This is a genomic window from Stenotrophomonas sp. CCNWLW162 (assembly GCF_037203745.1).
Lineage (GTDB): Bacteria > Pseudomonadota > Gammaproteobacteria > Xanthomonadales > Xanthomonadaceae > Stenotrophomonas > Stenotrophomonas maltophilia_AQ.
Genome location: NZ_JBBCBL010000001.1, coordinates 554,949 through 577,728 on the forward strand (window position 1 = coordinate 554,949; position 22,780 = coordinate 577,728).

A 22,780-nucleotide genomic window follows, 5' to 3' on the forward strand; every position below is an offset into this window, starting at 1 on the left:
CCGCCCGCATGGGCACCGACGCGTTGATCGCTGCGGCCAAAACGGGCCTCAGGGACGCCTGCGAGAACTACCGGACGGCGCTGATCGAGCATCGAGGGACGTAGGCGGCCATCGTCGCGGCGTCTTTTGCGGACCGCCCAAAGGCGACATTTCCCCTCCCTTTGACGGTTTTTAGAAGTTCGTGGCCCGCCCTACAGACTGGTGGCGCGCCACGCGCGCCCGATCAACCCGCCCACCAGTGGCGCAATCGGGAAGACGGTGTAGAGGGCGGCCAGCGCCAGCGGCGGGACGGAAACAAAGAAATTGCGTTCCGATTCAATCAGACCGGGGTAGAAGATTCCCACACCGATGCTCGCCAGCTGGATCGCGACCACGACCAGCGTCCCCATCAGTGCCCCCTTCCAAAAGCCCCCGCGCCTCGGTTCCAAGAAGGGATTGACCGCCTTGGCTGCCCGAACGCGCGCCGCCCGCCAGTTCAGCATGTAAAGCAGCAGGAGAAGCGCCAGCACGCCGACACCGGCCGAGAACGCTGCCACAGCCTGCCAGGCAAGCCCCGGCTCTCCAGAAATTTCTGCACCGCCTGCAAAGGCGAGCAGGCCAGCGCCGCCCAGGAGGACCGTTGCGGGTGCAAGCAGGCCCCACTGCATATGGGACGCGGTTGAGTGAGAGCCGACATGGGCATTCATGGAACCTCCAAATGAGCGAAATCGAGGGCGGGTTACAGAGGCGGATCAGGGCTTCTTCTGTGCGTCGATGAGCACCCACTGCCCTGCCCGCTTTTCAAACACCAGGTCTGCCCGGGCAGGCACAGGCGCAGGCTCTTCCTTCAGCTGGCGCCCACCCTGGAAACCAATCACATCGAGGGTGCCGCCCGTGACGCACGTCGTTCGCTCGGGCCCGGTCTGACTACAGTCGGCGCTCAAGTTGTCCCAGCCTCGCACTTCCACGCGCTGCCCCAGTTCGGCCACCAAGTTCGCGTTGAAATACTGCTCGTACCCCTTCGCCACCTGCTCTACCGACGGGCCCTGCTCCGCCTTACCGCATGCGCTCAAGGCAACGGCTGCTACCGCGGCGACCACCATTCCACGCTTCATGCACCTTCTCCTTGGTTCCTGGTGACATCCACTTCGATCGTTTCGTTCCGATAGCCCAGGCTCACCTTCTCGACAGTCACGTCCATCTTGGGCTCCGTGCCGTCGATCCAAACCCGATTGACCGAGAAGACCACGCGGTCGTCCTGGAACGACCGGCCTTGCCGCGCGAGGTTGGCCGCTTCAGCGGGGTCCATCCGGATCAGCAACCGGTAGCGCCCCGCGTTCGGAGGACTGGACACGCCCGTCGGCGTCTTGCGGATCCAGGGGACGAAGTTCTTTCCGGTGACACTCAAGCCAGCAACCGAGATCTGCGGCATCGGCACGAACACTTCCATGACGCCCCGATCCGGGTTGTAACTGACCCCACCCAGTGCCTTGAAATTCGGGCGTACGGCATACCGCCGAATCCCTTTGAACCGCTCCAGCCGGGCGTCGAAAGCAGGCCCGAAACGCTTCTCGATCGCCGCCGCGGATGGCTCCGCCTCTTGGCTGCCGGTCGTCCTCTTTGCAGCCACCCACGCCTGCCGTAAGCACCACTGCCGCTTTTCCGATGGCAACTGATAGGAGGAATGGGCCATGGCCAACAGGCCCATGTCGCACATGTCGATCCCTTGCGCGCCCGTGGAGGACAGCCCTTCGCGCAGGTGCTGAGCACCCTCAAGGGTGTCCCCGTCCAGGTCCCAGTAGATGCCGGCCGGCTCGGCGTACAGGGGATGGGATACCTTGGCCTGTGATCCGGACTTTCCAGAAAGGGCCCCTCCAACCTGCCGTAGCAAACCCGATGGGGTCGTGGATTGGGCGCTGGCACCCGTCGATAAGGCCAGCGCGATCGCGCCAGCCAGAACTGCCCCGTTCTTCATACAGCCCCTCGTTCCTTTGGATGGACTTGCCACATACTTACGTGGCACGTAGAGTCTACCCGGGGCGTAGGCCTTGCGTCATGATCGGTGCATGCTTGCACTGCATCCGTTCAGCCTGTGACTACGCCGACAACTCCGCGAGCGATCGTGGCCGCGCGCTTGCGCCAAGCCAGGATCCTTCGAGGCTTCAGCCAGCGCGAAGTGGGGGTCAGGATGGGCCTGGACAAAGACACCGCATCGGCTCGCATCAGTCGATATGAAAGCGAGTCGATGACGGTGAGCCTGGAAGCACTGTTTGAGCTTGCGCAGGCACTGGACGTGCCGCCGGCCTACCTGCTGGCGACGACGCCGGCGATGGCCGACGCGATTTTGGCACTGGGCGTTCAAAGCGAGACCCAGCAGGCCAAGCTGTCTCAAGCCCTCGAAGGGCTCGCCGCGCTCCCACCCGGCAAGCGGAAGCAAGCCATTGACCGACTCTTGGCAGACTTCACATAGCCGATAGCGATCGTTCTGTCGGTTTCAGTCGCCTGCGCGCGGTGACGCCACGGATGCGGGTCGTTGCCTGTATGCCAGCCGCCTCCTCCAGCATTCGCTCACCCAGCCTTCAGTTCCTGCGATCCGACTTCGAGGTCCCGCTGCAGGTTGTTGCCAACAGGATTTAGACCTACTAACGAAGGGCATATTCTCCAGAGCGATAGCTCCTCATGCAGCCGAGGGGCCTTGACAGGCTAGAAATTCAGCATACCTTTCCAAAATGAAGAAGCACTCCCAAGCTAGAGGAATTATTGCCGTTGCTCTCGCATGGCTTGCTGTAGCCATTGTTCTTGCAGATAAGATCATGGCCAGCTAAATGAGAGGAAGCGCTGCCGCCGCAAGAACCATAGCAGTTCCATAGAACGTATTGTATGAGGCAGACAGTAGGCCTTCGGCTATATCTTTCTGAGACAGCCACTCTCGCCTTTGTTTTTTGGAAGACTGCTCCATGACGGCCTGTTCGTAGTTGGATATTAAATCATCAACATCTGAGCGCCACTGCTGAAGCGAGCAGGGATCACAGTTGCGCAGACCTTCTAGCAACTTGACAAAGGCCCGGCTCTGCATGACCTCTCTAACATACACTGTCGGATGCTCTTTTTCGTTATCTATCAGCCGGTTAAGATAATTTCTCTTCCAGAATCCGACATAGACACCCAAGAGGATCTGAAGACCACCGGCGAATGTGAGAATGAGCTGCGCATCCTGTATCGTCCGCGGGGAATGGACATACTTTCCGTACACAACGACAGCAATTGAAAGTATGCCCGCCACTATCCAGGTGTACCTACCAAGGAAATTTGCCACCAGCTCTATTTTGGCCCACTTCCCCGCCATCTGCCTGCCTTGTGCTGCGCGAATCTCCCACTCAGCACCCATGTCTACCGGCTCAGTATTCGCATCTTCCATATTCAGCCCCATTTATCGTTCAAGGTTCACACCTCGGACACGCCACCCAACTAAATAAAAGAAAATTTAAATCGACCCAGCTGCTGCGACTCCAACTCTGAGACTATCATCTGGATTGTAGGTAATCTGCTAAATCATAGTCGCCCGCCGAGCGAGCGGCCTCAGCCGCCCCTCCTTCTTGAACGTCCGCCCCTGCAGCAAAGAGTGCCTCGGCGATCTGACGCTTCACCTCGAAACCAAGCTCGGTGTCACGGGCCAGCCAGACCAATGGAGGCTGATCCTCATCGTCGTCTGTGTAGGTATAGGCATCGGGGTCCAGGCCAGTAGCTAAGAGCGCCGTCACCAGTTCGGCATCCCCCATCGCGCAGGCATTGTGCAGTTGGGGATACATCAGTGACCGCCCACGCTCCTGGAGGCTTTCTGGCAGCGCCTTTACCGCATCCAGCATCTCATCGAAGCGCTCACGGAAGGCCTCATTTCCGCTGTACAGGTCGTCGAAGCCCATGGCGGCTGCAATGCGTGCGTTCATATCTCTTCCTCTCTAAGGTTGAAGGACCATCACCTATCCAAGTGGGTGCTACGCGCTACGACTACGGCTTTGGCCAACTGCGCGCTGTCTGTCAAACGTGCCCTTAGTCGCCTCCCCCAGGCCCATCTGCCGCGTCACGACACTTCTTTGTCTCGGGCAAAAGGCCGCACTGGCACACCCATCGCATCCCCTGGTGCCCAACGCGCCTCCAGATCATTGGCTCGCTGGACGGCTTGCGCTTCGCAGAGTTCACGCATCGCCGCCTGCAACACCTTTGCGAAGGCGGCATGGTAGGGCTCACGCGTCTCCCCGTTGACCCAAGGCGCCTGCAATGCAGCTTCAACCGTGGCGTCCCATAGGTCACCCCGTTCAAGCGCACCGCTGAGCACTTGGTCGCTCACCACCAGGACATGCCCAGCCACCCGGCCATCCACCAGTGCCCACTCATGGGGAACCAGGGCAATGTCATCGAGCGTGGCCAGCGTTGCGATGCGGCCCAGCTTCTTCTGCAACCTGCTTGCGTCGTCCCGCGCCTGCCGCAAGGCCAATTCGATTTCCAGCTCACGGACCCGTTGCTGGGCTGCGTCCAGTTCGTCGATAAGGCGACGCTCTTTGACACTGCGCCCCACGCGTGAGGCCTGCCAAGCAACGAGTTCGATGTAAGGGTAACGAACGTGCTCGTTGGCCCCTCCAGCAGCGCGGCCGGCACCTTTGACGAAAGGCGGCCCGGCCGGAGGCGTTCGACGGCGCCACTCGCCAAGCGTGTCGAAGTGCACTCCCAGGTAACGCGCCGCTGCCTTGCTGCTGATGGTCGGAGGCGGGAGGCCCGCGGCGGCTTTGTTCAGCTCAGCATCCAGTGCCGCAGAGCGCTGCTCCAGGTAGTCCTCTTCTTTACGCTGGCATTCCATTGGGTCGCTCCTTACTGGGCGTCGCGTCGGTTTCTTGCTGAGAAAATGGAGACTGGGGCATCGCCGGACTCGTCCAGCCGGGGCTTGTCCGTGCCTTTCAATCGATTCCAAACACGGGGACTCGTGGCCACCATGTGCTCTTCAACCCGGCCCATGGCCTCGCGGAGCTTGGACCACTCCTGCTCGGTGTAGCGCTCCGAGACAGCGGCCATTCGATCCTCACCTCGCCCCAACGTTCTGTGGTGGAGCAATTGGGACACGATTCGACTTTCGCCGAACAGGAGGGCGGCGTAGCGGCCGAGCGTCCGGCGCAGGTCGTGGAGGGTCAGACCAATGTCCACCTCTGCCCGCAGATCGAGCAACCCCGCGTCCCGGCGCACGTTTGCCACGATGCTCTTGCTGTCCGAGTAGTGCCCCGTCGTGCTTCGGTCCGATCGGGCGGGGAAAACGAACATGGTTTTGACCAGCGCGCGGCGTGCCCTCTCCACCTCTTTTTCCAGCCGGTCCAGCAGATCCCGGCGTGCCCGCCTGGCTCGGGCGACGTCCAACACTTCTTGCGCGTCCGCCAAGTCTTGCTTGAGCTTGGTTTCGTCCGCGCGCTCGTCGAAACGCCGCTGCAAAATCTTTTCAGCAAAATAGGCGACCGGCAGGTAGCGCTCCTCGCCGTTCTTGGTGTCAAACAAGTAAACCTGAGAGCCCGCTCGCCTCGTGTAAGGGTTGACCTCATCCGGCCCGGCCAACCAGACCCAGGACACCTCCGACTGGCGCAACTCGCCTGGGGAACACCGGTCGAACCAGCGCAGCGGGGCAGCTTCGCCGCGGCGGGTGCCCCACAGCAAGGTCAGCAGCAAGTAGTCCGCGCCAGTGGCGTTCAAGCCGCCCTGCTCGTCCCGCCTGGCCAAGATCACCTTCAGGACCGTAGGCAGCGTCTCGTCCCCCAACGGATTGCGCACTTCCGCGCGCTCGTAGTGCCGGCGCAGCGCTTGCGAGTCCCGCAGCATGTCGTCGTCGTGGATGACCTGGAACGGGTTGTAGCGCAGCACCGGTTCCCGCTGCTGCTGAGCGGCCGCTTTGCGTTCCCGCTTCAGCACCAGGTCGACCGCCCTCTTCGCGTCTGTGAACGCGTGCTCGGTCGACGCCAAACCGGCGGCTTTGACTCGCTGGATGTACTTCCCGGTCACGCCCAATGCTTCGAGCTGTTGCGTGGAGAGCGCGGCCCAATCCGGCTGGTCGGCCAGTGCTTGGCGCATCCAGGTGGGGATTCGATTGGAGCGCACCATGGATGATCGCCGCAGGCCGTCGAACGCACGGTGGATGTCCTTGTCCAAAAGCTGAAGGATCGGCCTGTCCGCCAGCCCGACTTCCGGGCGAGCGAACCGCGCCAAGCTGTCCTGGATGGCCCGGATGCTGGCGGGCTTGGCTTTCTTGTTGCGGACGCGCTTCTGCAGGTCCTCAACGTAGGTCGCAAAGCAATCCGCCAGCGTGAGCCCCTTCAGCTCCACCAGCTGCTCGGCTCGGGCCTCTTCCCTCGAAGGATGCTCGCCCGTTTCTCGAACCACGGCCAATTTCCGCCGCGCCAGCTCGTAGGCTTGCTCCGGTCCGATGTCGGTGACGCTGCCCAGGGAGAACCGACGAACCCCCGCCGGGCCTCGGACCACGACTTCGTAAGTGGTGCGGGTGGTGCCCACGTAGAAGCCAAAGCCCGTTGGCGCGCCCTGATTGCCGTCCAGGACGCGGTAAGGCTTCCCGACGTCTTCGGGCAGTCGAGGGGCGATGACTACCCTTCCCTGCTTGCCTTCGACCGGGCCTCGCGCCACGCTCAACTCGCAGATTTGCCGGTAGGTAAGCTTAAACTTGGTGCCTCGGCGGCGCGGGGCCGCAACAACCGTATCCATGGTCGATCCGCCGTCTGTCCGTCGCAACATCGATTTGATCCTCTTTGAGTGACTGGCGCAACCGCGGCGCAACGAAGAACCCCGTTACTTGCCGCAAGTCGCCTGGATTGATCGCTACAACCCGTAGGAAGTTCTCTTGCAAACCACTGATTCAAAAGCGAAACCGTCTGCATCGAAGTCCAGCGCAGAGCACACGCCCCTCATGAAGCAGTTCTTCGCGGCCAAGTCCGACCATCCGGACCTGCTGCTGTTCTTCCGCATGGGTGACTTCTACGAGCTGTTCTACGATGACGCCCGCAAGGCGGCACGGCTGCTGGACATCACCCTGACCCAGCGCGGCAGCTCCGGCGGCGCGCCGATCCCGATGGCCGGCGTACCCGTGCATGCCTACGAAGGCTACCTGGCACGGCTGGTGGCACTGGGCGAATCGGTGGCGATCTGTGAACAGATCGGCGACCCGGCCCTGGCCAAGGGCCTGGTCGAACGCAAGGTGGTGCGCATCGTCACCCCCGGCACGGTCACCGACGAGGCCCTGCTGGATGAACGCCGCGACACCCTGCTGATGGCGCTGTCGCGCAGCAAGCAGGGTTACGGCCTGGCGTGGGCCGACCTGGCCGGTGGCCGCTTCCTGGTCAACGAGGTGGAAACCGACGACGCACTGGAAGCCGAGCTGGCACGGCTGGAACCGGCCGAACTGCTGGTGCCCGACGAGGAAAACTGGCCGGAATTCCTGCGCCAGCGCACCGGCGTGCGCCGCCGCGCACCGTGGCTGTTCGACGCCGACAGCGGGCGCCGCCAGCTGCTGGCCTTCTTCAAGCTGCATGATCTGAGCGGCTTCGGCATCGATGACAAGCCGCGCGCCACTGCAGCAGCCAGCGCCCTGCTCGGCTATGTGGAGGAGACCCAGAAGCAGCGCCTGCCGCACCTGACCTCCATCGCGATGGAAACCGCCGGCGAAGCGATCGCGATGAATGCAGCAACACGCCGCCATCTGGAACTGGACACGCGCGTCGACGGCGATACCCGCAACACCCTGCTGGGCGTGCTCGACAGCACGGTGACGCCGATGGGCGGACGCCTGCTGCGGCGCTGGCTGCATCGCCCGCTGCGCCTGCGCGAGGTACTGGTACAGCGCCACCACGCAGTGGAAACGCTGATCGACCGCGGCAGCGATGCTGACATCCGCGAGCAGTTCCGTCGCCTCGGCGATCTCGAACGCATCCTCACCCGCGTCGCCCTGCGCTCGGCGCGCCCGCGCGACTTCTCTACCCTGCGTGATGGCCTCGGCCTGCTGCCAGCCGTGCGCGACGTGCTGGCACCGCTGGATTCGCCGCGCCTGCAGGCCCTGCACGCCGCACTCGGCGAGCACGACGAATGCGCGCACCTGCTGGCCAGCGCCATCGCCGAGATGCCGCCGCTGAAGCTGAGCGATGGTGGCGTGCTGGCCGACGGCTTCGATGCCGAGCTGGATGAACTGCGCCGCCTGTCCACCCATGCCGACCAGTTCCTGGTCGACCTGGAAGCACGCGAGCGCGAAAGCAGCGGTATTGCCACCCTGAAGGTGGGCTACAACCGCGTGCACGGCTACTACATCGAAATCAGCAAGGGCCAGTCCGATCGTGCCCCGGTGCACTATACCCGCCGGCAGACGCTGACCAATGCCGAGCGCTACATCACCGAAGAGCTGAAGGCTTTCGAGGACAAGGTGCTGTCCGCGCGCGACCGTTCGCTGTCGCGCGAGAAGTACCTGTACGAGCAGCTGCTGGATACCCTCGGCGGGCAGCTGGAACCGCTGAAGCAGTGTGCTGCCGCGCTGAGCGAACTGGACGTGCTGGCCGGCTTCGCCGAACGCGCGCAGGCGCTGGACTGGGCACGCCCGGAACTGCAGGCCGAGCCCTGCCTGAAGATCGAGCGTGGCCGCCACCCGGTGGTCGAGGCGGTGCGCGAGCAGCCGTTCGAACCGAACGACCTGGACCTGCATCCGGACCGTCGCATGCTGGTCATCACCGGCCCGAACATGGGTGGTAAATCGACCTACATGCGGCAGAACGCGCTGATCGTGCTGCTGGCCCACATCGGCAGCTTCGTGCCGGCCAGCCGTGCGCTGATCGGCCCCATCGACCGTATCCTCACCCGCATCGGCGCCGGTGATGATCTGGCACGCGGGCAGTCGACCTTCATGGTCGAGATGGCCGAGACCAGCTACATCCTGCATCACGCCACCGCGCATTCGCTGGTGCTGATGGACGAGATCGGTCGTGGCACCTCCACCTACGACGGGCTGGCCCTGGCCGATGCCGTGGCGCGCCACCTCGCCTATGAGAACCGCTGCTACACGCTGTTCGCGACCCACTACTTCGAACTGACCGCATTGGCCGACGAGCAGCACGAAGGCGGCCGCAGCGGCATCGCCAACGTGCACCTGGATGCGGTCGAGCACGGTGAGGCGCTGGTGTTCATGCATGCGGTGAAGGATGGCCCGGCCAACCGCAGCTTCGGCCTGCAGGTGGCCGCGCTGGCCGGTCTGCCGCGCGCCACCGTGGCGCAGGCACGGCGCCGCCTGGCCGAGCTGGAGCAGCGCGGCGGTGAAAGCCATGCCGCCGAGCTGGCGCCGCAGGCGCTGGATGCACCGCAGCAATTTGGCCTGTTCGCGGCACCGTCGAGCAAGGCACAGGAAGCACTGGCCGCGATCGACCCCGACGAACTGACCCCGAAGCAGGCGCTGGAAGCGTTGTACCGGTTGAAGGCGCTGCTGTAACCGCAGCGCACGCCCATGGCCTCCCGCCGCCTTGCGGGAGGCCCATCGAAAGGTTGCGCAAATCTGATTCTGCGTTCCAATTGACAGAATCTATCAACCTGAATGAATCATTCGATTATTCATTTCATCTGGCCATAGCTAAAGTCGAGTGAAGATGTTTCTCCCACGTCTTCACCGCCACCAGGAGCCAGCCGATGAGCCAGTCCGACAACAACAACGCCAAGTGCCCTTACCACAGCGCCCCGTCGCCTGAGGAAGGCGCCCAGCAGCAGCGCGAGCTGAGCACCACGCCGAAGCAGAAGCATGGTGACGATCCGGTCACGCCGATGACCACGGCCTTCGGCGCACCGGTGGTGGACAACCAGAACAGCAAGACCGCCGGCCCGCGCGGCCCGCTGCTGATGGAAGACGTCTGGCTGCTGGAAAAGCTGGCCAACCTCAACCGCGAGATCATTCCCGAGCGCCGCATGCACGCCAAGGGCTCGGGCGCGTTCGGCACCTTCACTGTCACCCACGACATCAGCAAGTACACCCGCGCCAGGCTGTTCGAGAAGGTCGGCAAGCAGACCGAGATGTTCGCCCGCTTCACCACGGTAGCCGGCGAGCGCGGTGCCGCCGACGCCGAGCGCGACATCCGCGGCTTCGCGCTGAAGTTCTACACCGAAGAAGGCAACTGGGACCTGGTCGGCAACAACACCCCGGTGTTCTTCCTGCGCGACCCGCGCAAGTTCGCCGACCTCAACAAGGCGGTCAAGCGCGACCCGCACACCAACCTGCGCAGCGCGCGCAACAACTGGGATTTCTGGACGCTGCTGCCCGAAGCCCTGCTGCAGGTGACCGTGGTGATGAGCGACCGCGGCATCCCGCGCAGCTTCCGCCACATGCACGGCTTCGGCTCGCATACCTACAGCTTCACCAATGCCGACAGCGAACGCTTCTGGGTCAAGTTCCATTTCGTCAGCCAGCAAGGCATCGAATCGCTGACCGACGCGCAGGCGCAGATTCTGGTCGGCCATGACCGCGAAAGCCACGGCCGCGACCTGTTCGCCGCCATCGAGAAGGGCGACTTCCCGAAGTGGAAGCTGTTCATCCAGGTCATGCCGGAGCTGGATGCGGAAACCTACCGCGTGCATCCGTTCGACCTGACCAAGGTGTGGCCGAAGAGCGACTACCCGCTGATCGAAGTGGGCCAGTTCGAACTGAACCGCAATCCGGTCAACTGGTACCAGGACGTGGAGCAGTCGGCGTTCGCACCGAGCAACCTGGTGCCGGGCATCGGCCCGTCGCCGGACAAGATGCTGCAGGCACGCCTGTTCGCCTATTCCGATGCGCAGCGTTACCGTCTGGGCGTGAACCACCACCAGATTCCGGTGAACGCGGCGCGCTGCCCGGTGCACAGCAACCACCGCGATGGTGCGATGCGCGTGGATGGCAACTACGGTGGCCTGCCGCACTACGAGCCGAACAGCTACGGCCAGTGGCAGGAGCAGCCGGCATACCGCGAGCCGCCGATGAAGATCCGGGGCGACGCCGACTTCTGGAACTTCCGTGAGGACGACGCCGACTACTTCAGCCAGCCCGGTGCGTTGTTCCGCAGCTACAACCAGGCACAGAAGGAACGCCTGTTCGCCAACACCGCCCGCGCCCTCGGCGATGCGCCCGATTTCATCAAGCAGCGCCACATCGACAACTGCAACAAGGCCGACCCGGCCTATGGTGCCGGCATCGCTGCGGCCCTGAAGGCGCTGGCCGGCCAACCGTCCGACCCGTTCAAGCCTGCACAGCCGGACGCGGACTTCCCCGCTGCGACCCCGGGTGCGGAAGACATCGAGCTCTGATCGCCCTCCCCTGCGTACGGCACGCCGCCTCCCCGTGAGGCGGCGTCGCCGTTTTAACGGTCCGCGTCGTACCTTCTGCACGCCCAACCCCAATCGAGGATTCCCCAGATGAGCCTGACCGATGAACTTCTGACCAAGTTGCAGGGCGCCCCGCTGCAACAGGTGTCGCAGCAGCTTGGCATCAGCGATACCCAGGCTTCCGGCGCGATCAGTGCCGCACTGCCGGTGCTGATGGGCGCGCTGGGCAACAACGCCTCGCAGCCACAGGGCGCACAGGCGCTGCTCGGCGCATTGCAGAACAATCACAGCGGCCTGGACCTGGGCAGCGTGCTCGGTTCGGTGCTGGGCGGCGGCGGCGGCGGTGCGGCCAGCGATGGCGCCGGTATCCTCGGCCACATCTTCGGCGGCAGCCAGCAGAAGGTGGAAACCGGCCTGGCCCAGGCCACCCAACTCGACAGTGGCCGCACCAGCCAGCTGCTGCAGATCCTTGCTCCCATCGTGATGGCCTTCCTGGCACAGCGCCTGGGCGGCGGCCAGGCCGATGCCGGCTCGCTCAGCCAGGCCCTGGGCCAGGAAAAGCAGCAGGTGCAGCAGCAGGGTGGCCTGGCTGGTGGCCTGCTCGGCAGCCTGCTGGACCAGGACGGTGATGGTCAGCTGGGCATGGGCGATCTGTTCAAGCTGGGCGGCAATCTGCTCGGCGGCAAGCGCTGACGGAAAGCCTCGCCGGGCATGGGCCGGCGCTATCGGCATCTCCATGGGTAGCGCCGGGCCATGCCCGGCGGCTTACTGGTTGCCCGCCTTCAAACGCTGCAGGATCGGTGCGAACAAGGGCGCCTGCATCAAGCGCGGCGGCTCGACATGGCGGCCCTTTTCCTGCGCCTGCCAGTACGACCACGGCAGCGGCTTGTCGCCCAGTTCGTAGTCCATGCCGTCCCAGCCATCCTCGCGGAAGGCGTAGAAGGCCCAGTGCACCTTGTCCTGTTCCAGCACCTGCAGCACATCCTGCAGGTAGCGGCTGCAGTCCGGCCATCGCCGCATGCAGCCGAATTCGGCCACCACCATGCGGTTGGCACCGACACCATGCGAGGCGGCCCACGTCATCGGCTGCTGCAGGTAACGGCGTACACGCGCCGCATCCCAACGTTCGCTGCCTCCACCGAACGGCACCTGTGCCGGATAACGCCAGGGCTTGGCGCGCGTCTGGTTCGGCGCACTGGTTGCCGCGTACGGCTCGTACATGTGCACGCTGTACAGCAGCTTCGAATCCGCCAACGGTGCCGGCCAGTAGTTGAAACCGTCGGCGGCAGCGTACCAGCCCGCATCCAGCATCAGCGGCATCGCGGCGTCGACCTCGCGGATGCTGGCGATCAACCCGGAATAAAAGCGGCGCAGGTCGCGTGGGCCGTCCTGCACACCGGCATACCACTGCTTCATCGCCTCGCTGGACGCATGCTCGGCCAGGCCTGCACCGTATTCGGGCACCGGTTCATTGATGAGATTGTAGGCGGCCAAGGCAGGATGATCCTTCAGCGCCGTGGCCAGATCGTGCCAGAAACGCCGGGCGGGCTCCTGGTTGTCGAAGGACTGCCACAGGCGCTGGTCGACGACATCGCCGTTGTGCTGCTTCCAGCGCAGTAACGGCAGCGACAGCGGCGTCAGCACCACTTTCAGCCCGGCCGCATCGGCGTCATCCAGCACCCGCCGCAGCGTGGCCAGGTCGGCTGGAACCAGTCCGCGATAGTCATCGGCGTTGCCGATCAGAAAGTCACGACCGCCCCGCCCCTTCCACTTGTCCGGCACCAGCCGCACCCAGGTCGCACCGGTCGCACGCAGCGCCTCGAAGTATTTCTGGTCCGGAGGCGACATGTTCATGCTGTTGCCACCGCGTTGCGGTACGTCCCAGAAGGTGATGTCGGCAGCGTGCAGTGGCGCAGCAGCAAGCAGGGACAGGCATAACAGCAGACGACGCATGGGCAGGCCTCCGATAGATGAAAAACCAGCCTGCCCAGCGCAATCCGAACGCACCGTGACCGGCGCCCTCTTTCGCACCGCGATAGGAACAATCCGTTGGAATCAGGATTTCGCTACAGCGCGTCGATGTCGCCCAACGCCCGGATCAAACGCCGCGCGCGCTTGTCCGGCTTGTGTTCCGGCGGCTGGAAACCATCGCGTGCCGCGATGCGCAGTGCACGCTGTTCGGCACGGCGCGCCTTCGAAGCCTCGCTCTCGGCATACAGCTGCTGTGCCGTTGGCGCCGGCCCGCGCTGGTCGCTCAGGCCCAGCACCTGGATCTCGAAATGCTCCTCGCCACGATCCACCTGCAGCTGCTCACCCACGCGTACCGCGCGCGAGGACTTCGGGCGCTGCCCGGCCACGCTGACCTTGCCGGTCTCGATGGCCTGCTTGGCCAGGCTGCGGGTCTTGAAGAAACGGGCCGCCCACAACCAGATGTCCAGGCGGACACTGGGCGACAACGGGGAAAGCTCAGGCATCGGTGCGGACTACTCCGGTGGCTTGTTCAGAGGGCGCGGATGGTCGGGGTCGGTGCGGCAGCCGCTGCCCCCGATCAACGTGGGTACACCGGCGGACAGGTCCTGGCGCTGGCTGCCGACCAGGCACTCGGGACGGTCGGTCGGCCGCACCTGGGTATCGCCCAGCCGGTCACCTGTCGAACATGCGGCCAGTACAACGCCGATCAAGGCCAACGCCATGCTCCGCTTCACCCGCAGTCGTTGATGCATTGCCACATCCCGCAAACCGGCTTGGTGCTAGTGTGCGCCTCCCGGGATTCGATCACCACTCCATGGCCAAAGCGCCGCTTGACCTGACCTCCGGCCCGATCGGCCGCAATCTCCTGCTGTTCTCCCTGCCGATCCTGGCCGGCAACATCGCGCAGTCGCTGAACGGTTCGGTGAATGCCGTATGGGTGGGGCGCTTCCTCGGGGAGGCGGCACTGACCGCCACCGCGAACGCCAACAACATCATGTTCTTCCTGATCGGCTCGGTGTTCGGCTTCGGCATGGCCTCGACCATCCTGATCGGCCAGGCCATCGGTGCGCGCGACATCGCGCAGGCGCGGCGCGTGGTCGGTACCAGCGCCACCTTCTTCATCGGCCTGTCGGTGATCATCGCCATCGCCGGCTGGTTCATGGCGCATCCGCTGCTGGCAGCGATGGGCACGCCGGCTGCCTCGCTGCCGCTGGCCGAGGCTTACCTGCAGATCATCTTCCTGGCGATGCCGACGCTGTACGCGTTCGCCTTCCTCACCGCCGCGCTGCGCGGTGCCGGTGATTCACGCACGCCGTTCCGTTTCCTGATGGTGTCGGTGGCGCTGGACATCGTGCTGAATCCGGTGCTGATCTTCGGCATGGGACCATTCCCCGCGCTGGGCATCGCCGGCTCGGCCTGGGCCACGCTGGTCGCGCAGACGCTGTCGCTGGCCGGCCTGCTGCTGTACATGCGGCACAAGCGCCACACCCTGTGGCTGGGCCGCGCCGACATGCGCCTGCTCAAGCTCGACCTGACCATTCTCAAGGCGCTGGTGATCAAGGGCGTGCCGATGGGCCTGCAGATGGTGCTGATCTCGCTGTCGGTGATCCTGCTGATGACCATGGTCAACCAGTACGGCACCGACACCGGCGCCGGTTACGGCGCCGCGCTTCAATTGTGGAACTACCTGCAGATGCCGGCAATGGCGATCGGTGCGGCGTGCTCGACGATGGCCGCGCAGAACGTCGGCGCGCAGCGGTGGGACCGCGTGCGCGGCACCGCGCGGCAGGGCGTGCTGTTCAACTTCCTGCTGACCGGCGCACTGATCCTGCCGCTGGTGCTGTTCGATCGGCAACTGCTGGCGCTGTTCCTGCCGCCGGCCAGCGAGGCGCTGGACATCGCCCGCCACCTCAACCATGTGGTGATCGGTTCGTTCCTGTTCTTCGGCGTCAGCTTCGTGATCTCCGGCGTGGTGCGCTCCACCGGCGCGGTGATTCCGCCGCTGCTGATCCTGGCCGGCTCGCTGTGGGGCGTGCGCGTACCGTTCGCCGAGCTGCTGCAGCCGTACTGGGGCGCCGATGCGATCTGGTGGAGTTTCCCGGTCAGCTCGCTGGTGTCGATGCTGCTGTCGCTGGCGTATTACCGCTGGGGTGGCTGGCGCAAGGCCACGATGATCGGCAAGCCGTCGCATGCCGAGGAACTGGCCACGCCGTCGGAGATCCCGGCCTGCCCACCCTCGCCGGTGGCCGACCCGGATGCCGCACTGGAGTCAGCGCCGCCACGTTAGTACTGATCGCCGGTGATTACCACGGTAGTGCCGGCCGCTGGCCGGCAGCTTCATGCCTCTCCGGAAGCATCGCGCAACAGCCGGCCAGCGGCCGGCTCTACCGCTTCTTTTTCGCCGCGTTGAACTTAGCCGCTTCGCGCAGCAGCGCCTTCAATGCCGCGGCATCGGGCATCGCGCCTTCATGGATGTCGATCGCACGTCGCGTGTTGCCTTCCAGGCTGGCATTGAACAGGCCTTTCGGGTCGGCCAGCGCCGCACCATGGGCGAAGGTCAGCTTCACCGCCTGTTTGTAGGTTTCGCCAGTGCACAGGATGCCGTTGTGCTCCCACACCGGCGTGCCGCGCCACTTCCAGGTTTCCTGCACGTCGGGCAGCGCTTCATGGATCAACGCGCGCACGCGCGCCAGCGTTTCGCCACGCCAGTCGCCCAGCTCGGCGATGCGTGCATCGATCAGTTCGGCAGCCGGGGTTCCGGCATCGGTAGGATTCGGCGCGTGCGTGGCCATCAGCGGTTCTCGTCGGCAAGCAGATCGGAACGGTGGGCTTACATGCGCTCGCCGGGCAATGCCGCAGCTTGGCGCACCCAGTCAAGGAACCGGGCTTCATCCAGCACGCCGTCCTGTGCAATGTGCAGGTAGCGCGTGTCTGCGCTCCTGGACGGCTCGGGCGGTATCGGCTTCAGTGCGGCGCCCCGGAAAAATGCCACCTTGATGTAGCGGGTGAAGCAATGGAAGCTGAGGAACCAGCCCTCGCCCTTGGCAACCGCATACATCGGCGAATTCCACTTCACCGCCTTGTGCACGCCGGGCACGGCCTGCTCGATCAGCGCATCCAACCGCGCGCCGAGCGGTCGTTTCCAGTCCGGCATCGCCGCGATATAGGCCTGCACCGTAGCATCGCCCTCGCCCTTGGCGATCTGCGGGTTACCACCGGACAGCAGCTTGGGCGCGGTGGAGGGTGCGGTTCGCTTGGCAGGCATCGCACGGCACGTCCATCAGGATGAAGCGCCAGCCTAGCGCGACGGGTGCCTGTCGGTCACGGCGCGGTGCGCCATCGGCTCAGTCCGCCTGACGGGCCAGGAACTGCCGCCAGTCCGGTAGCTTGCGGTGACGTCGCAGCGAGCGCATCAGGGCCGCCATCACGATACCAAACAGGGCACCGGCCAACAGACCGGCCAACAACAGCAGCACCAGTGGGCGCTCGCTGCCCTGCCACAACATCAGCCACATCAGGCCGGTCCAGAACAGCCCGAACAGCAGGCCCTGCACCAGCGCGTTGGTGGCGAAGCCGGCCAGGATCGGTGGCGGCAGTGCGATGCCCATCCGCCACAACAACCGGTGCAGCAACGGTGCCGACTGCACCCGCGCCAGCCCCTTGCCGTCGAGGAAGCGCAGCGCGGCCTGGATCACGGCGGGATAGCGTGGGTTGATCTCGTTCATCGCCTGATCGTGGCCGATGCGATGCCGAAAACGCAAACGGCCACCCGAAGGTGGCCGTCGCGGCAACAACCGAAGTTGTTTATCAGGCCTTTTCGGCCAGACGGGCAGCCTTGGCGGCAGCAGCGGCAGCCAGGTCTTCCTTGATGCGGGCAGCCTTGCCTTCCAGGCCACGCAGGTAGTACAGCTTGCCGGCGCGGACCTTACCACGACGCTTCACTTCGACCGAGTCGATGATGGCGCTGTGGGTCTGGAAGACGCGCTCGACGCCGTAGCCGTGCGAGATCTTGCGGACGGTGAACGAGGAGTTCAGGCCGCCGTTCTTGGTCGCGATCACAACGCCTTCATAGGCCTGCACGCGCTCGCGGGCACCTTCCTTCACCTTCACGTTGACGACAACGGTGTCGCCCTGGCTGAACTTCGGCAGTTCGCGGGTGATCTGGGCGGATTCGAATTCCGCGACGATGGACTTGTTCAGCTTGCTCATGGGTTACACCGATTCTTGTTCGGGTGGGCGTGTCGTTTCGACAACGTAGGCTGATGCAGTCACTGGACTGTGCTGCACGTTTGTTGTGGGTACTGCGCGCGCCGGCCGAAGCTGGCGGTAATTGGCCATGATAGCCGAAAAAGCCAGCCCTGCGCTAGGGGCTGGCCTTCTGTTTCCGGGCCTGGCGGGCCTGGTCGAGCAGTTTTCGGTCGGCCTTGCCCAGTGCCTGTTCATCCAGCAGGTCCGGGCGCCGCTGCGCGGTCCGGACCAGCGACTGCTGGCGGCGCCAAGCGGCGATGGCCGCATGGTTGCCCGAGCGCAGCACCTCCGGCACGTCACCCAGCGGATGCTGGGCCGGCTGGCTGTAATGCGGGCAGTCGAGCAGCCCCAGGTCACCTTCGAAGCTGTCCTGGGCGGCCGATTCAGCATCGTTCAGGGCACCGTCCTGCAGACGGGCCACGGCGTCGATGATCACCGCCGCGCCCAGCTCACCGCCGGACAGCACGTAATCGCCAAGGGAAATCTCCTCGTCGACATTGGCTTCCAGGAAGCGCTCGTCGATGCCCTCGTAGCGGCCGCAGAGCAGGACCATGCGCGGCAACGCCGCCAGTTCCCGCACTTTGGCCTGGGTCAACGGCGCACCCTGCGGGCTGAGATGGATCACCCGCGCCGGGGTCGGATCAGCATCGCGGATCGCCTGCAGGCAGGCCTGCAGCGGCTCGATCAGCATCACCATGCCCGGGCCACCGCCGAACGGACGGTCGTCCACCCGGCGGTAGTTGCCTTCAGCGTAATCACGGGGGTTCCAGCCGTGCAGGCTGAACAGGCCCTTCTCCTGCGCACGCCCGACCACGCCCAGTCCGGCGGACTGGGCGAGGAACTCGGGGAACAGGGTGATGACGTCGAAACGCATGCTCACACTCAGAACTCGGGGTCCCAGTCGACCACGACCAGGTTGGCCTCGAAGTCGACCGACTTGACGAACTCCGGCAACACGAACGGAATCATCCGCTCACGATCGCCGCGCACGACCACCACATCGTTGGCGCCGGTGCTGAACAGGTGCGAGACCTGGCCCAGGGCAACGCCCTCGGTGGTCTTCACATCCAGGCCTTCAAGGTCGACCCAGTAATACTCATCGGCATTCGGCGGTGGCAGTGCACTGCGGGCCACGTAGACCTCGGTGCCATGCATCGCCTCGACCGTATCGCGATCTTCGATGCCCGGAAAGCGGGCCACCAGATGCTTGCCGCTGTCGCGGCCACGGGCGCCTTCAAGCGTCGATTCCTGCCCGTTGGGGCTGCGCAGGATCCACGGCTGGTAACGGAAAATAGCGGAACGCGGCTCGGTCCAGGACTCGAGCTTTATTTCGCCGCGCACACCAAAAGCGCCGACAATCCTGCCCAGCAGGATGCGGCGCTCGTTATCTTTCATCTGCGTTCAACCAGACGGGCCGCGCCAGGCGCAGCCCTTCGGGATCAGGCCGCAGCGGCCTGGGACTTGGCCGCTTCCTTGATCAGGTTGCGGACCTTTTCAGTCGGCTGGGCGCCGTTCTTGACCCAATGGTCAACACGGGCCAGATCCAGCTCGATGCGCTTCTCGCCACCCTGTGCAACCGGGTTGTAGAAGCCGACGCGCTCGATGTTGCGGCCATCACGGGCGCTGCGAACGTCGGTCACGATGATGTGGTAGAACGGACGCTTCTTGGCGCCGCCGCGGGTCAGTCGAATCTTGACCATGGTCTTTTTTTCCTATTGCCCAGTCGCCAGGATGGCGCGGTAAGCCGGCGATTATAGCGGCAGTGTCGGCCGGAGCCAACCCCGGGGTTGGCCAGCCGGGGTCAGGTCCCTTTTGCAGGGGACAAGGGATCTGACCCCAATCCCCGCCAGGGCACCGCCGCCAGCACCGCCCTGCCCTGTTCCGCCAGCGCCTGCGAACCCGGCAGGGCATGCCCGTCGATGGCGTCCAGCGCCCACAGGCCGCTGGCGTTGCAGGCAAAGGCCGCCTTCACACCCCCCAGTTCAGCCAGCGCCAGCGGTCGCGTGGCCTGTGGGCCGGGCCAGTGCTGCTTCAGCAAGGCCTCGGCGGTACCGCGCAGGGCTGGCGCCTGCGGCCAGAGCAGCCGCTCACCATCGTGCACGGCCAGGTTCCAGGTGCTGCCTTCACCCATTTCGCCATCGGCGGTCACGAACAGCACATCGTCGAAACCGTCAGCCATTGCCGCGCGGCGCTCGGCGAACAGGCCGAAGGTGCCGACATGCTTGATGTGCGGCAGTTCGCGCTGCCAGGCCACGCTGCACACACGCTTGGGTGCGGCCAGCGTCACCGGCGAGGACACCGCTACCAGTGCGTCCACCGGTACCACGGCCAGCGGATTGCGGAAATCGAAGTGGCGCGAGTACACCGTCACCCGCAGCGAGGCATCAGCCAGCCCAGCCAGCTGCAGGGCCTGCGCCATCCAGGCCTGCAGCTGCGCCACAACCAGCTCGCTGCCGAACAGTTCACGGGTAGCGTGCGACAACCGCGCCAGATGCAGGTCCAGTCCCTGCACCGCCCCACCCCGCACCTGCAGCGAGGTGAAGTGGCCGTAGTTGACCAGCGCTGGCAGCAGATCCTCGACCTGTGCTGGCCGGCCGTTGCAGGTCACCGTCATTTCAGCAATGCCTGCGCCTGGCTCCACATGTCGTGCAGCACATCGGCGGCCGGTCGTGCCGGCGCCATCCATGCCGATTGCCCGGCCCAGGCCTGCATTGCGGCCAACCGGTTTTCCTGCGCTGCCTGCTTGCGCATCGGCGCGGTCAGGCCGCGCTGCACCGGGTACGGGCGCGGCGCCGGCGCACCTTCGGCGGCGGCAGCGCGCACGTAGGCCGTGGCAAGGCCGCGACCCAGGCGGCCACTGAAAGCACGGGTCGGCCAGGTGTCTTCTGGTTCGCTGGCCGCCAATCCATCGGCCCACGCCGAAGCGATCGCCGCTTCGGGCGTGCGCAGGAATGCAGTGCCGATCTGCACCGCGCTGGCACCCAGGGTGAGCGCGGCGGCAATGCCACGGCCATCGGCAATGCCACCGGCGGCGATCACCGGAATCTGCAGGTGGTCGGCCAGGCGTGGCAGCAGCGCGAACAGTCCAACCAGCTGACGCTCGGCCATCGCCGGATCAAATGAACCGCGATGACCACCGGCCTCCACGCCCTGCGCCACCACCGCGTCGGCGCCAGCATCCTGTGCAGCACGCGCTTCAGACAGCGTGGTCGCACAGGCAATCCAGGCAATGCCCGCATCCTTCAGTTGCTGCACGTGGCGCGGCGAAAGCACGCCCATGATGGTCGAGGCCACCTCCGGGCAGGCGGCCAGCAGCGCTGCGAACTGTTCTTCGAAACCGGCGGGCGTGGCGTCGGCAGCACTGGCCGGTACATCCGGTCCCCATTGCGCGAGGAAAGCACGACTGGCTGCCTCGGCGGCGACGTCACGGGTCGCTGCCGGGTCCGGCAACCACAGGTTCACCTGCGCCGGGCCGGTGGAGACGGCGCGGAAGTCATCCATCCAGCGGCCGATATCGGCTGGCGACGACAACACCGCGCCCATCGCGCCCATGCTGCCGGCATTGGCCAGCGCGGCCGACAACGGCACCGGGCAGGCACCGGCCATCGGTGCCAGCAGGATCGGAACGGAAACGTCGAAGCGCTGGCAGAACGCCTCGGCGCGGGAAGCAACAGCGGACATCTGCATGGCGGCCCATCGTTTCGGACAGGCCTCCATGGTGCGCGCAGGACGGGGGTAGAGTCGAGCTTGCTCGACTGTTTGATGCGGCGCCTCGGCGCCGCCGCCCGAGCATGGGCTCGGCGCTACATCAGAGTGCAGACGGGGCCCGCATCAACGGAACGGCATGCCGCGGCCGCCCATGGCACCCATCATGCCCTTCATGCTTCGCATCATGCCCTTCATGCCGCCGCCGGCCATCTTGCTCATCATCTTTTCCATCTGCATGTACTGCTTCATGAGCTTGTTGACGTCAGCCGGGGTCACGCCCGAGCCCTTGGCGATGCGCGCGCGGCGCGAGCCATTGAGCAGGTTCGGGTTGCGCCGCTCCTTCTTGGTCATCGAGCTGATGATGGCGATCATGCGTGGCACTTCCTTGCCCTGGCTGACCTGCTGCTTCAGGTGGTCGGGGATGTTGCCCAGGCCCGGCAGCTTGTCCATCAGGCCGCCGATGCCGCCCATGTTCTGCATCTGCTCAAGCTGGTCACGCATGTCGTTCAGGTCGAACTTCTTGCCCTTGGCGACCTTCTCGGCCAGCTTGGCGGCCTTGTCCTTGTCGACCTGCTGCTCGACCTGCTCGACCAGCGACAGCACGTCGCCCATGTCGAGGATGCGGCTGGCGATACGGTCCGGATGGAACACGTCCAGGCCTTCCGGCTTTTCGCTGACACCGACGAACTTGATCGGCTTGCCGGTGATGTAGCGCACGCTCAGCGCGGCACCGCCACGCGCGTCACCGTCGGTCTTGGTCAGCACCACGCCGGTCAGCGGCAGCGCATCGCCGAAGGCCTTGGCGGTGTTGGCCGCGTCCTGACCGGTCATGGCATCGACCACGAACAGCGTTTCGGCCGGGTTGACCGCCGCGTGCAGGGCCTTGATCTCGGCCATCATCGCTTCGTCGATGGCCAGGCGGCCGGCGGTATCGACCAGCAGCACGTCGACGAACGACTTGCGCGCATCGTCAATGGCGGCGCGGACGATGGCTTCCGGCTTCTGGTCGGCGCTGGACGGGAAGAACAGCACGCCGACCTGCTCGGCCAGGGTCTTCAGCTGTTCGATCGCGGCCGGACGGTAGACGTCGGCCGAGACCACCATCACCTTCTTTTTGCGCTTTTCCTTCAGGTGCTTGGCCAGCTTGCCCACGGTAGTGGTCTTGCCGGCGCCCTGCAGGCCCGCCATCAGGATGATCGCCGGGGCCGGGACATTCAGGTTCAGGTCGCTGGCTTCGGCGCCCATCACCGCGGTCAGCTCGTCGCGCACGACCTTGATCAGGGCCTGGCCCGGGGTCAGCGACTTCAGCACTTCCTGGCCGACCGCACGCACCTTGATGCGCTCGATCAGGGCCTGCACCACGGGCAGCGCGACGTCGGCTTCGAGCAGCGCGATGCGGACCTCGCGGGTCGCCTCGCGGATGTTCTCTTCGGTCAGGCGGCCGCGGCCACGCAGGCGCTCGATGGTGCCGGAAAGGCGCTGGGTCAGGGACTCGAACATGCGGTACGAC

25 protein-coding genes are annotated in these 22,780 nt (G+C 65.1%); 5 read left to right on the forward strand and 20 right to left on the reverse strand.

Annotation, left to right across the window (positions count from 1 at the left end; genetic code table 11):
- Window positions 1–191: 191 nt before the first annotated feature.
- From V9K93_RS02645 to V9K93_RS02655, 3 genes are read right to left on the reverse strand one after another with little or no spacing between them, the layout of a single operon-like run.
- Entirely contained in the window at window positions 192–686 is a 495-nt protein-coding gene (locus V9K93_RS02645; protein ID WP_337302034.1) for an ABC transporter permease, read from the reverse strand.
- Between the two features lie 45 nt (window positions 687–731).
- On the reverse strand, window positions 732–1,094 hold the full coding sequence (locus V9K93_RS02650; protein ID WP_337302035.1) for a hypothetical protein: 363 nt from the start codon (window positions 1,092–1,094) through the stop codon (window positions 732–734).
- Window positions 1,091–1,954, reverse strand: coding sequence for a hypothetical protein (locus tag V9K93_RS02655; RefSeq protein ID WP_049450028.1), 864 nt, complete (start codon window positions 1,952–1,954; stop codon window positions 1,091–1,093). The genes V9K93_RS02650 and V9K93_RS02655 overlap by 4 nt, the downstream gene beginning before the upstream one ends.
- Before the next feature lie 147 nt (window positions 1,955–2,101).
- Here V9K93_RS02655 and V9K93_RS02660 point away from each other — a divergent pair, with 147 nt between their 5' ends.
- On the forward strand, window positions 2,102–2,449 hold the full coding sequence (locus tag V9K93_RS02660; RefSeq protein WP_074726288.1) for a helix-turn-helix domain-containing protein: 348 nt from the start codon (window positions 2,102–2,104) through the stop codon (window positions 2,447–2,449).
- A 351-nt stretch (window positions 2,450–2,800) separates the two neighbouring features.
- On the opposite strand, the gene V9K93_RS02665 is transcribed toward V9K93_RS02660, so the two are convergent.
- The 4 genes from V9K93_RS02665 to V9K93_RS02680 all read right to left on the reverse strand — a co-directional run bounded on the left by V9K93_RS02665 (window position 2,801) and on the right by V9K93_RS02680 (window position 6,729).
- On the reverse strand, window positions 2,801–3,409 hold the full coding sequence (locus V9K93_RS02665; RefSeq protein WP_049450024.1) for a hypothetical protein: 609 nt from the start codon (window positions 3,407–3,409) through the stop codon (window positions 2,801–2,803).
- A gap of 94 nt (window positions 3,410–3,503) precedes the next feature.
- Entirely contained in the window at window positions 3,504–3,926 is a 423-nt protein-coding gene (locus V9K93_RS02670; RefSeq protein ID WP_049450022.1) for an ankyrin repeat domain-containing protein, read from the reverse strand.
- Between the two features lie 134 nt (window positions 3,927–4,060).
- The gene (locus V9K93_RS02675) at window positions 4,061–4,834 is read right to left on the reverse strand and encodes a hypothetical protein (protein ID WP_074726215.1); all 774 of its coding nucleotides are present in this window, start codon (window positions 4,832–4,834) and stop codon (window positions 4,061–4,063) included.
- Window positions 4,835–4,845: 11 nt separating this feature from the next.
- Window positions 4,846–6,729 (reverse strand): site-specific integrase, encoded by a 1,884-nt coding sequence (locus V9K93_RS02680; protein WP_049450064.1) that lies wholly within the window; start codon window positions 6,727–6,729, stop codon window positions 4,846–4,848.
- 136 nt (window positions 6,730–6,865) lie between these two features.
- Here V9K93_RS02680 and mutS point away from each other — a divergent pair, with 136 nt between their 5' ends.
- The 3 genes from mutS (at window position 6,866) to V9K93_RS02695 (ending at window position 12,036) form a co-directional block, all read left to right on the forward strand.
- Window positions 6,866–9,487: a DNA mismatch repair protein MutS gene (gene mutS, locus V9K93_RS02685; RefSeq protein ID WP_489686262.1), complete on the forward strand. Its 2,622-nt coding sequence runs from the start codon at window positions 6,866–6,868 to the stop codon at window positions 9,485–9,487.
- A 194-nt stretch (window positions 9,488–9,681) separates the two neighbouring features.
- Window positions 9,682–11,325: a catalase gene (locus V9K93_RS02690; protein WP_447780995.1), complete on the forward strand. Its 1,644-nt coding sequence runs from the start codon at window positions 9,682–9,684 to the stop codon at window positions 11,323–11,325.
- A gap of 108 nt (window positions 11,326–11,433) precedes the next feature.
- Window positions 11,434–12,036: a DUF937 domain-containing protein gene (locus V9K93_RS02695; protein WP_337302037.1), complete on the forward strand. Its 603-nt coding sequence runs from the start codon at window positions 11,434–11,436 to the stop codon at window positions 12,034–12,036.
- Between the two features lie 72 nt (window positions 12,037–12,108).
- Here V9K93_RS02695 and V9K93_RS02700 read toward each other — a convergent pair whose 3' ends face one another.
- The 3 genes from V9K93_RS02700 to V9K93_RS02710 all read right to left on the reverse strand — a co-directional run bounded on the left by V9K93_RS02700 (window position 12,109) and on the right by V9K93_RS02710 (window position 14,066).
- A complete protein-coding gene (locus V9K93_RS02700; protein WP_337302038.1) occupies window positions 12,109–13,296 on the reverse strand; it encodes a glycoside hydrolase family 5 protein in 1,188 nt (395 codons plus the stop codon).
- Window positions 13,297–13,409: 113 nt separating this feature from the next.
- The gene (locus tag V9K93_RS02705; RefSeq protein ID WP_004149153.1) at window positions 13,410–13,817 is read right to left on the reverse strand and encodes an RNA-binding S4 domain-containing protein; all 408 of its coding nucleotides are present in this window, start codon (window positions 13,815–13,817) and stop codon (window positions 13,410–13,412) included.
- A gap of 9 nt (window positions 13,818–13,826) precedes the next feature.
- Window positions 13,827–14,066 (reverse strand): hypothetical protein, encoded by a 240-nt coding sequence (locus tag V9K93_RS02710; protein ID WP_012510442.1) that lies wholly within the window; start codon window positions 14,064–14,066, stop codon window positions 13,827–13,829.
- 62 nt (window positions 14,067–14,128) lie between these two features.
- Here V9K93_RS02710 and V9K93_RS02715 point away from each other — a divergent pair, with 62 nt between their 5' ends.
- Entirely contained in the window at window positions 14,129–15,601 is a 1,473-nt protein-coding gene (locus V9K93_RS02715) for an MATE family efflux transporter (RefSeq protein WP_046983268.1), read from the forward strand.
- Window positions 15,602–15,698: 97 nt separating this feature from the next.
- Here the strand turns inward: V9K93_RS02715 and V9K93_RS02720 are convergent, their stop codons facing one another.
- From V9K93_RS02720 to ffh, 10 genes are all read right to left on the reverse strand, one after another.
- The gene (locus V9K93_RS02720) at window positions 15,699–16,106 is read right to left on the reverse strand and encodes a DUF1801 domain-containing protein (protein ID WP_295377605.1); all 408 of its coding nucleotides are present in this window, start codon (window positions 16,104–16,106) and stop codon (window positions 15,699–15,701) included.
- 38 nt (window positions 16,107–16,144) lie between these two features.
- A complete protein-coding gene (locus V9K93_RS02725; RefSeq protein WP_046983270.1) occupies window positions 16,145–16,579 on the reverse strand; it encodes a DUF1801 domain-containing protein in 435 nt (144 codons plus the stop codon).
- 79 nt (window positions 16,580–16,658) lie between these two features.
- The gene (locus V9K93_RS02730) at window positions 16,659–17,039 is read right to left on the reverse strand and encodes a DUF6404 family protein (protein WP_295377599.1); all 381 of its coding nucleotides are present in this window, start codon (window positions 17,037–17,039) and stop codon (window positions 16,659–16,661) included.
- An 82-nt stretch (window positions 17,040–17,121) separates the two neighbouring features.
- Window positions 17,122–17,523, reverse strand: a complete 402-nt coding sequence (gene rplS, locus V9K93_RS02735) for a 50S ribosomal protein L19 (protein ID WP_004149090.1) — start codon at window positions 17,521–17,523, stop codon at window positions 17,122–17,124.
- Between the two features lie 154 nt (window positions 17,524–17,677).
- Window positions 17,678–18,436: a tRNA (guanosine(37)-N1)-methyltransferase TrmD gene (trmD, locus tag V9K93_RS02740; RefSeq protein WP_253077702.1), complete on the reverse strand. Its 759-nt coding sequence runs from the start codon at window positions 18,434–18,436 to the stop codon at window positions 17,678–17,680.
- An 8-nt stretch (window positions 18,437–18,444) separates the two neighbouring features.
- Complete coding sequence (gene rimM, locus V9K93_RS02745; protein ID WP_004149035.1) at window positions 18,445–18,957, reverse strand: ribosome maturation factor RimM; 513 nt, start codon at window positions 18,955–18,957, stop codon at window positions 18,445–18,447.
- 44 nt (window positions 18,958–19,001) lie between these two features.
- Entirely contained in the window at window positions 19,002–19,262 is a 261-nt protein-coding gene (rpsP, locus tag V9K93_RS02750) for a 30S ribosomal protein S16 (RefSeq protein WP_004149033.1), read from the reverse strand.
- Between the two features lie 101 nt (window positions 19,263–19,363).
- Window positions 19,364–20,176 carry an aminotransferase class IV family protein gene (locus V9K93_RS02755; RefSeq protein WP_337302039.1) on the reverse strand — a complete coding sequence of 271 codons (813 nt, stop codon included), beginning with the start codon at window positions 20,174–20,176 and terminating at the stop codon, window positions 19,364–19,366.
- Entirely contained in the window at window positions 20,173–21,249 is a 1,077-nt protein-coding gene (locus V9K93_RS02760; RefSeq protein ID WP_295377587.1) for an NAD(P)H-dependent flavin oxidoreductase, read from the reverse strand. Before V9K93_RS02760 ends, V9K93_RS02755 begins: the two co-directional genes overlap by 4 nt.
- Before the next feature lie 144 nt (window positions 21,250–21,393).
- Entirely contained in the window at window positions 21,394–22,770 is a 1,377-nt protein-coding gene (gene ffh, locus V9K93_RS02765) for a signal recognition particle protein (RefSeq protein WP_004149025.1), read from the reverse strand.
- Window positions 22,771–22,780 lie beyond the last annotated feature (10 nt).

Bases quoted from the DNA above. Each gene is read 5' to 3' on its own strand.
- V9K93_RS02645 (WP_337302034.1), bottom strand. From the start codon at position 686: ATGAATGCCCATGTCGGCTCTCACTCAACCGCGTCCCATATGCAGTGG.
- V9K93_RS02650 (WP_337302035.1), bottom strand. From the start codon at position 1,094: ATGAAGCGTGGAATGGTGGTCGCCGCGGTAGCAGCCGTTGCCTTGAGC.
- V9K93_RS02655 (WP_049450028.1), bottom strand. From the start codon at position 1,954: ATGAAGAACGGGGCAGTTCTGGCTGGCGCGATCGCGCTGGCCTTATCG.
- V9K93_RS02665 (WP_049450024.1), bottom strand. From the start codon at position 3,409: ATGGGGCTGAATATGGAAGATGCGAATACTGAGCCGGTAGACATGGGT.
- V9K93_RS02670 (WP_049450022.1), bottom strand. From the start codon at position 3,926: ATGAACGCACGCATTGCAGCCGCCATGGGCTTCGACGACCTGTACAGC.
- V9K93_RS02675 (WP_074726215.1), bottom strand. From the start codon at position 4,834: ATGGAATGCCAGCGTAAAGAAGAGGACTACCTGGAGCAGCGCTCTGCG.
- V9K93_RS02680 (WP_049450064.1), bottom strand. From the start codon at position 6,729: ATGGATACGGTTGTTGCGGCCCCGCGCCGCCGAGGCACCAAGTTTAAG.
- V9K93_RS02690 (WP_447780995.1), top strand. From the start codon at position 9,682: ATGAGCCAGTCCGACAACAACAACGCCAAGTGCCCTTACCACAGCGCC.
- V9K93_RS02695 (WP_337302037.1), top strand. From the start codon at position 11,434: ATGAGCCTGACCGATGAACTTCTGACCAAGTTGCAGGGCGCCCCGCTG.
- V9K93_RS02700 (WP_337302038.1), bottom strand. From the start codon at position 13,296: ATGCGTCGTCTGCTGTTATGCCTGTCCCTGCTTGCTGCTGCGCCACTG.
- V9K93_RS02705 (WP_004149153.1), bottom strand. From the start codon at position 13,817: ATGCCTGAGCTTTCCCCGTTGTCGCCCAGTGTCCGCCTGGACATCTGG.
- V9K93_RS02710 (WP_012510442.1), bottom strand. From the start codon at position 14,066: ATGCATCAACGACTGCGGGTGAAGCGGAGCATGGCGTTGGCCTTGATC.
- V9K93_RS02715 (WP_046983268.1), top strand. From the start codon at position 14,129: ATGGCCAAAGCGCCGCTTGACCTGACCTCCGGCCCGATCGGCCGCAAT.
- V9K93_RS02720 (WP_295377605.1), bottom strand. From the start codon at position 16,106: ATGGCCACGCACGCGCCGAATCCTACCGATGCCGGAACCCCGGCTGCC.
- V9K93_RS02725 (WP_046983270.1), bottom strand. From the start codon at position 16,579: ATGCCTGCCAAGCGAACCGCACCCTCCACCGCGCCCAAGCTGCTGTCC.
- V9K93_RS02730 (WP_295377599.1), bottom strand. From the start codon at position 17,039: ATGAACGAGATCAACCCACGCTATCCCGCCGTGATCCAGGCCGCGCTG.
- rplS (WP_004149090.1), bottom strand. From the start codon at position 17,523: ATGAGCAAGCTGAACAAGTCCATCGTCGCGGAATTCGAATCCGCCCAG.
- trmD (WP_253077702.1), bottom strand. From the start codon at position 18,436: ATGCGTTTCGACGTCATCACCCTGTTCCCCGAGTTCCTCGCCCAGTCC.
- rimM (WP_004149035.1), bottom strand. From the start codon at position 18,957: ATGAAAGATAACGAGCGCCGCATCCTGCTGGGCAGGATTGTCGGCGCT.
- rpsP (WP_004149033.1), bottom strand. From the start codon at position 19,262: ATGGTCAAGATTCGACTGACCCGCGGCGGCGCCAAGAAGCGTCCGTTC.
- V9K93_RS02755 (WP_337302039.1), bottom strand. From the start codon at position 20,176: ATGACGGTGACCTGCAACGGCCGGCCAGCACAGGTCGAGGATCTGCTG.
- V9K93_RS02760 (WP_295377587.1), bottom strand. From the start codon at position 21,249: ATGCAGATGTCCGCTGTTGCTTCCCGCGCCGAGGCGTTCTGCCAGCGC.
- ffh (WP_004149025.1), bottom strand. From the start codon at position 22,770: ATGTTCGAGTCCCTGACCCAGCGCCTTTCCGGCACCATCGAGCGCCTG.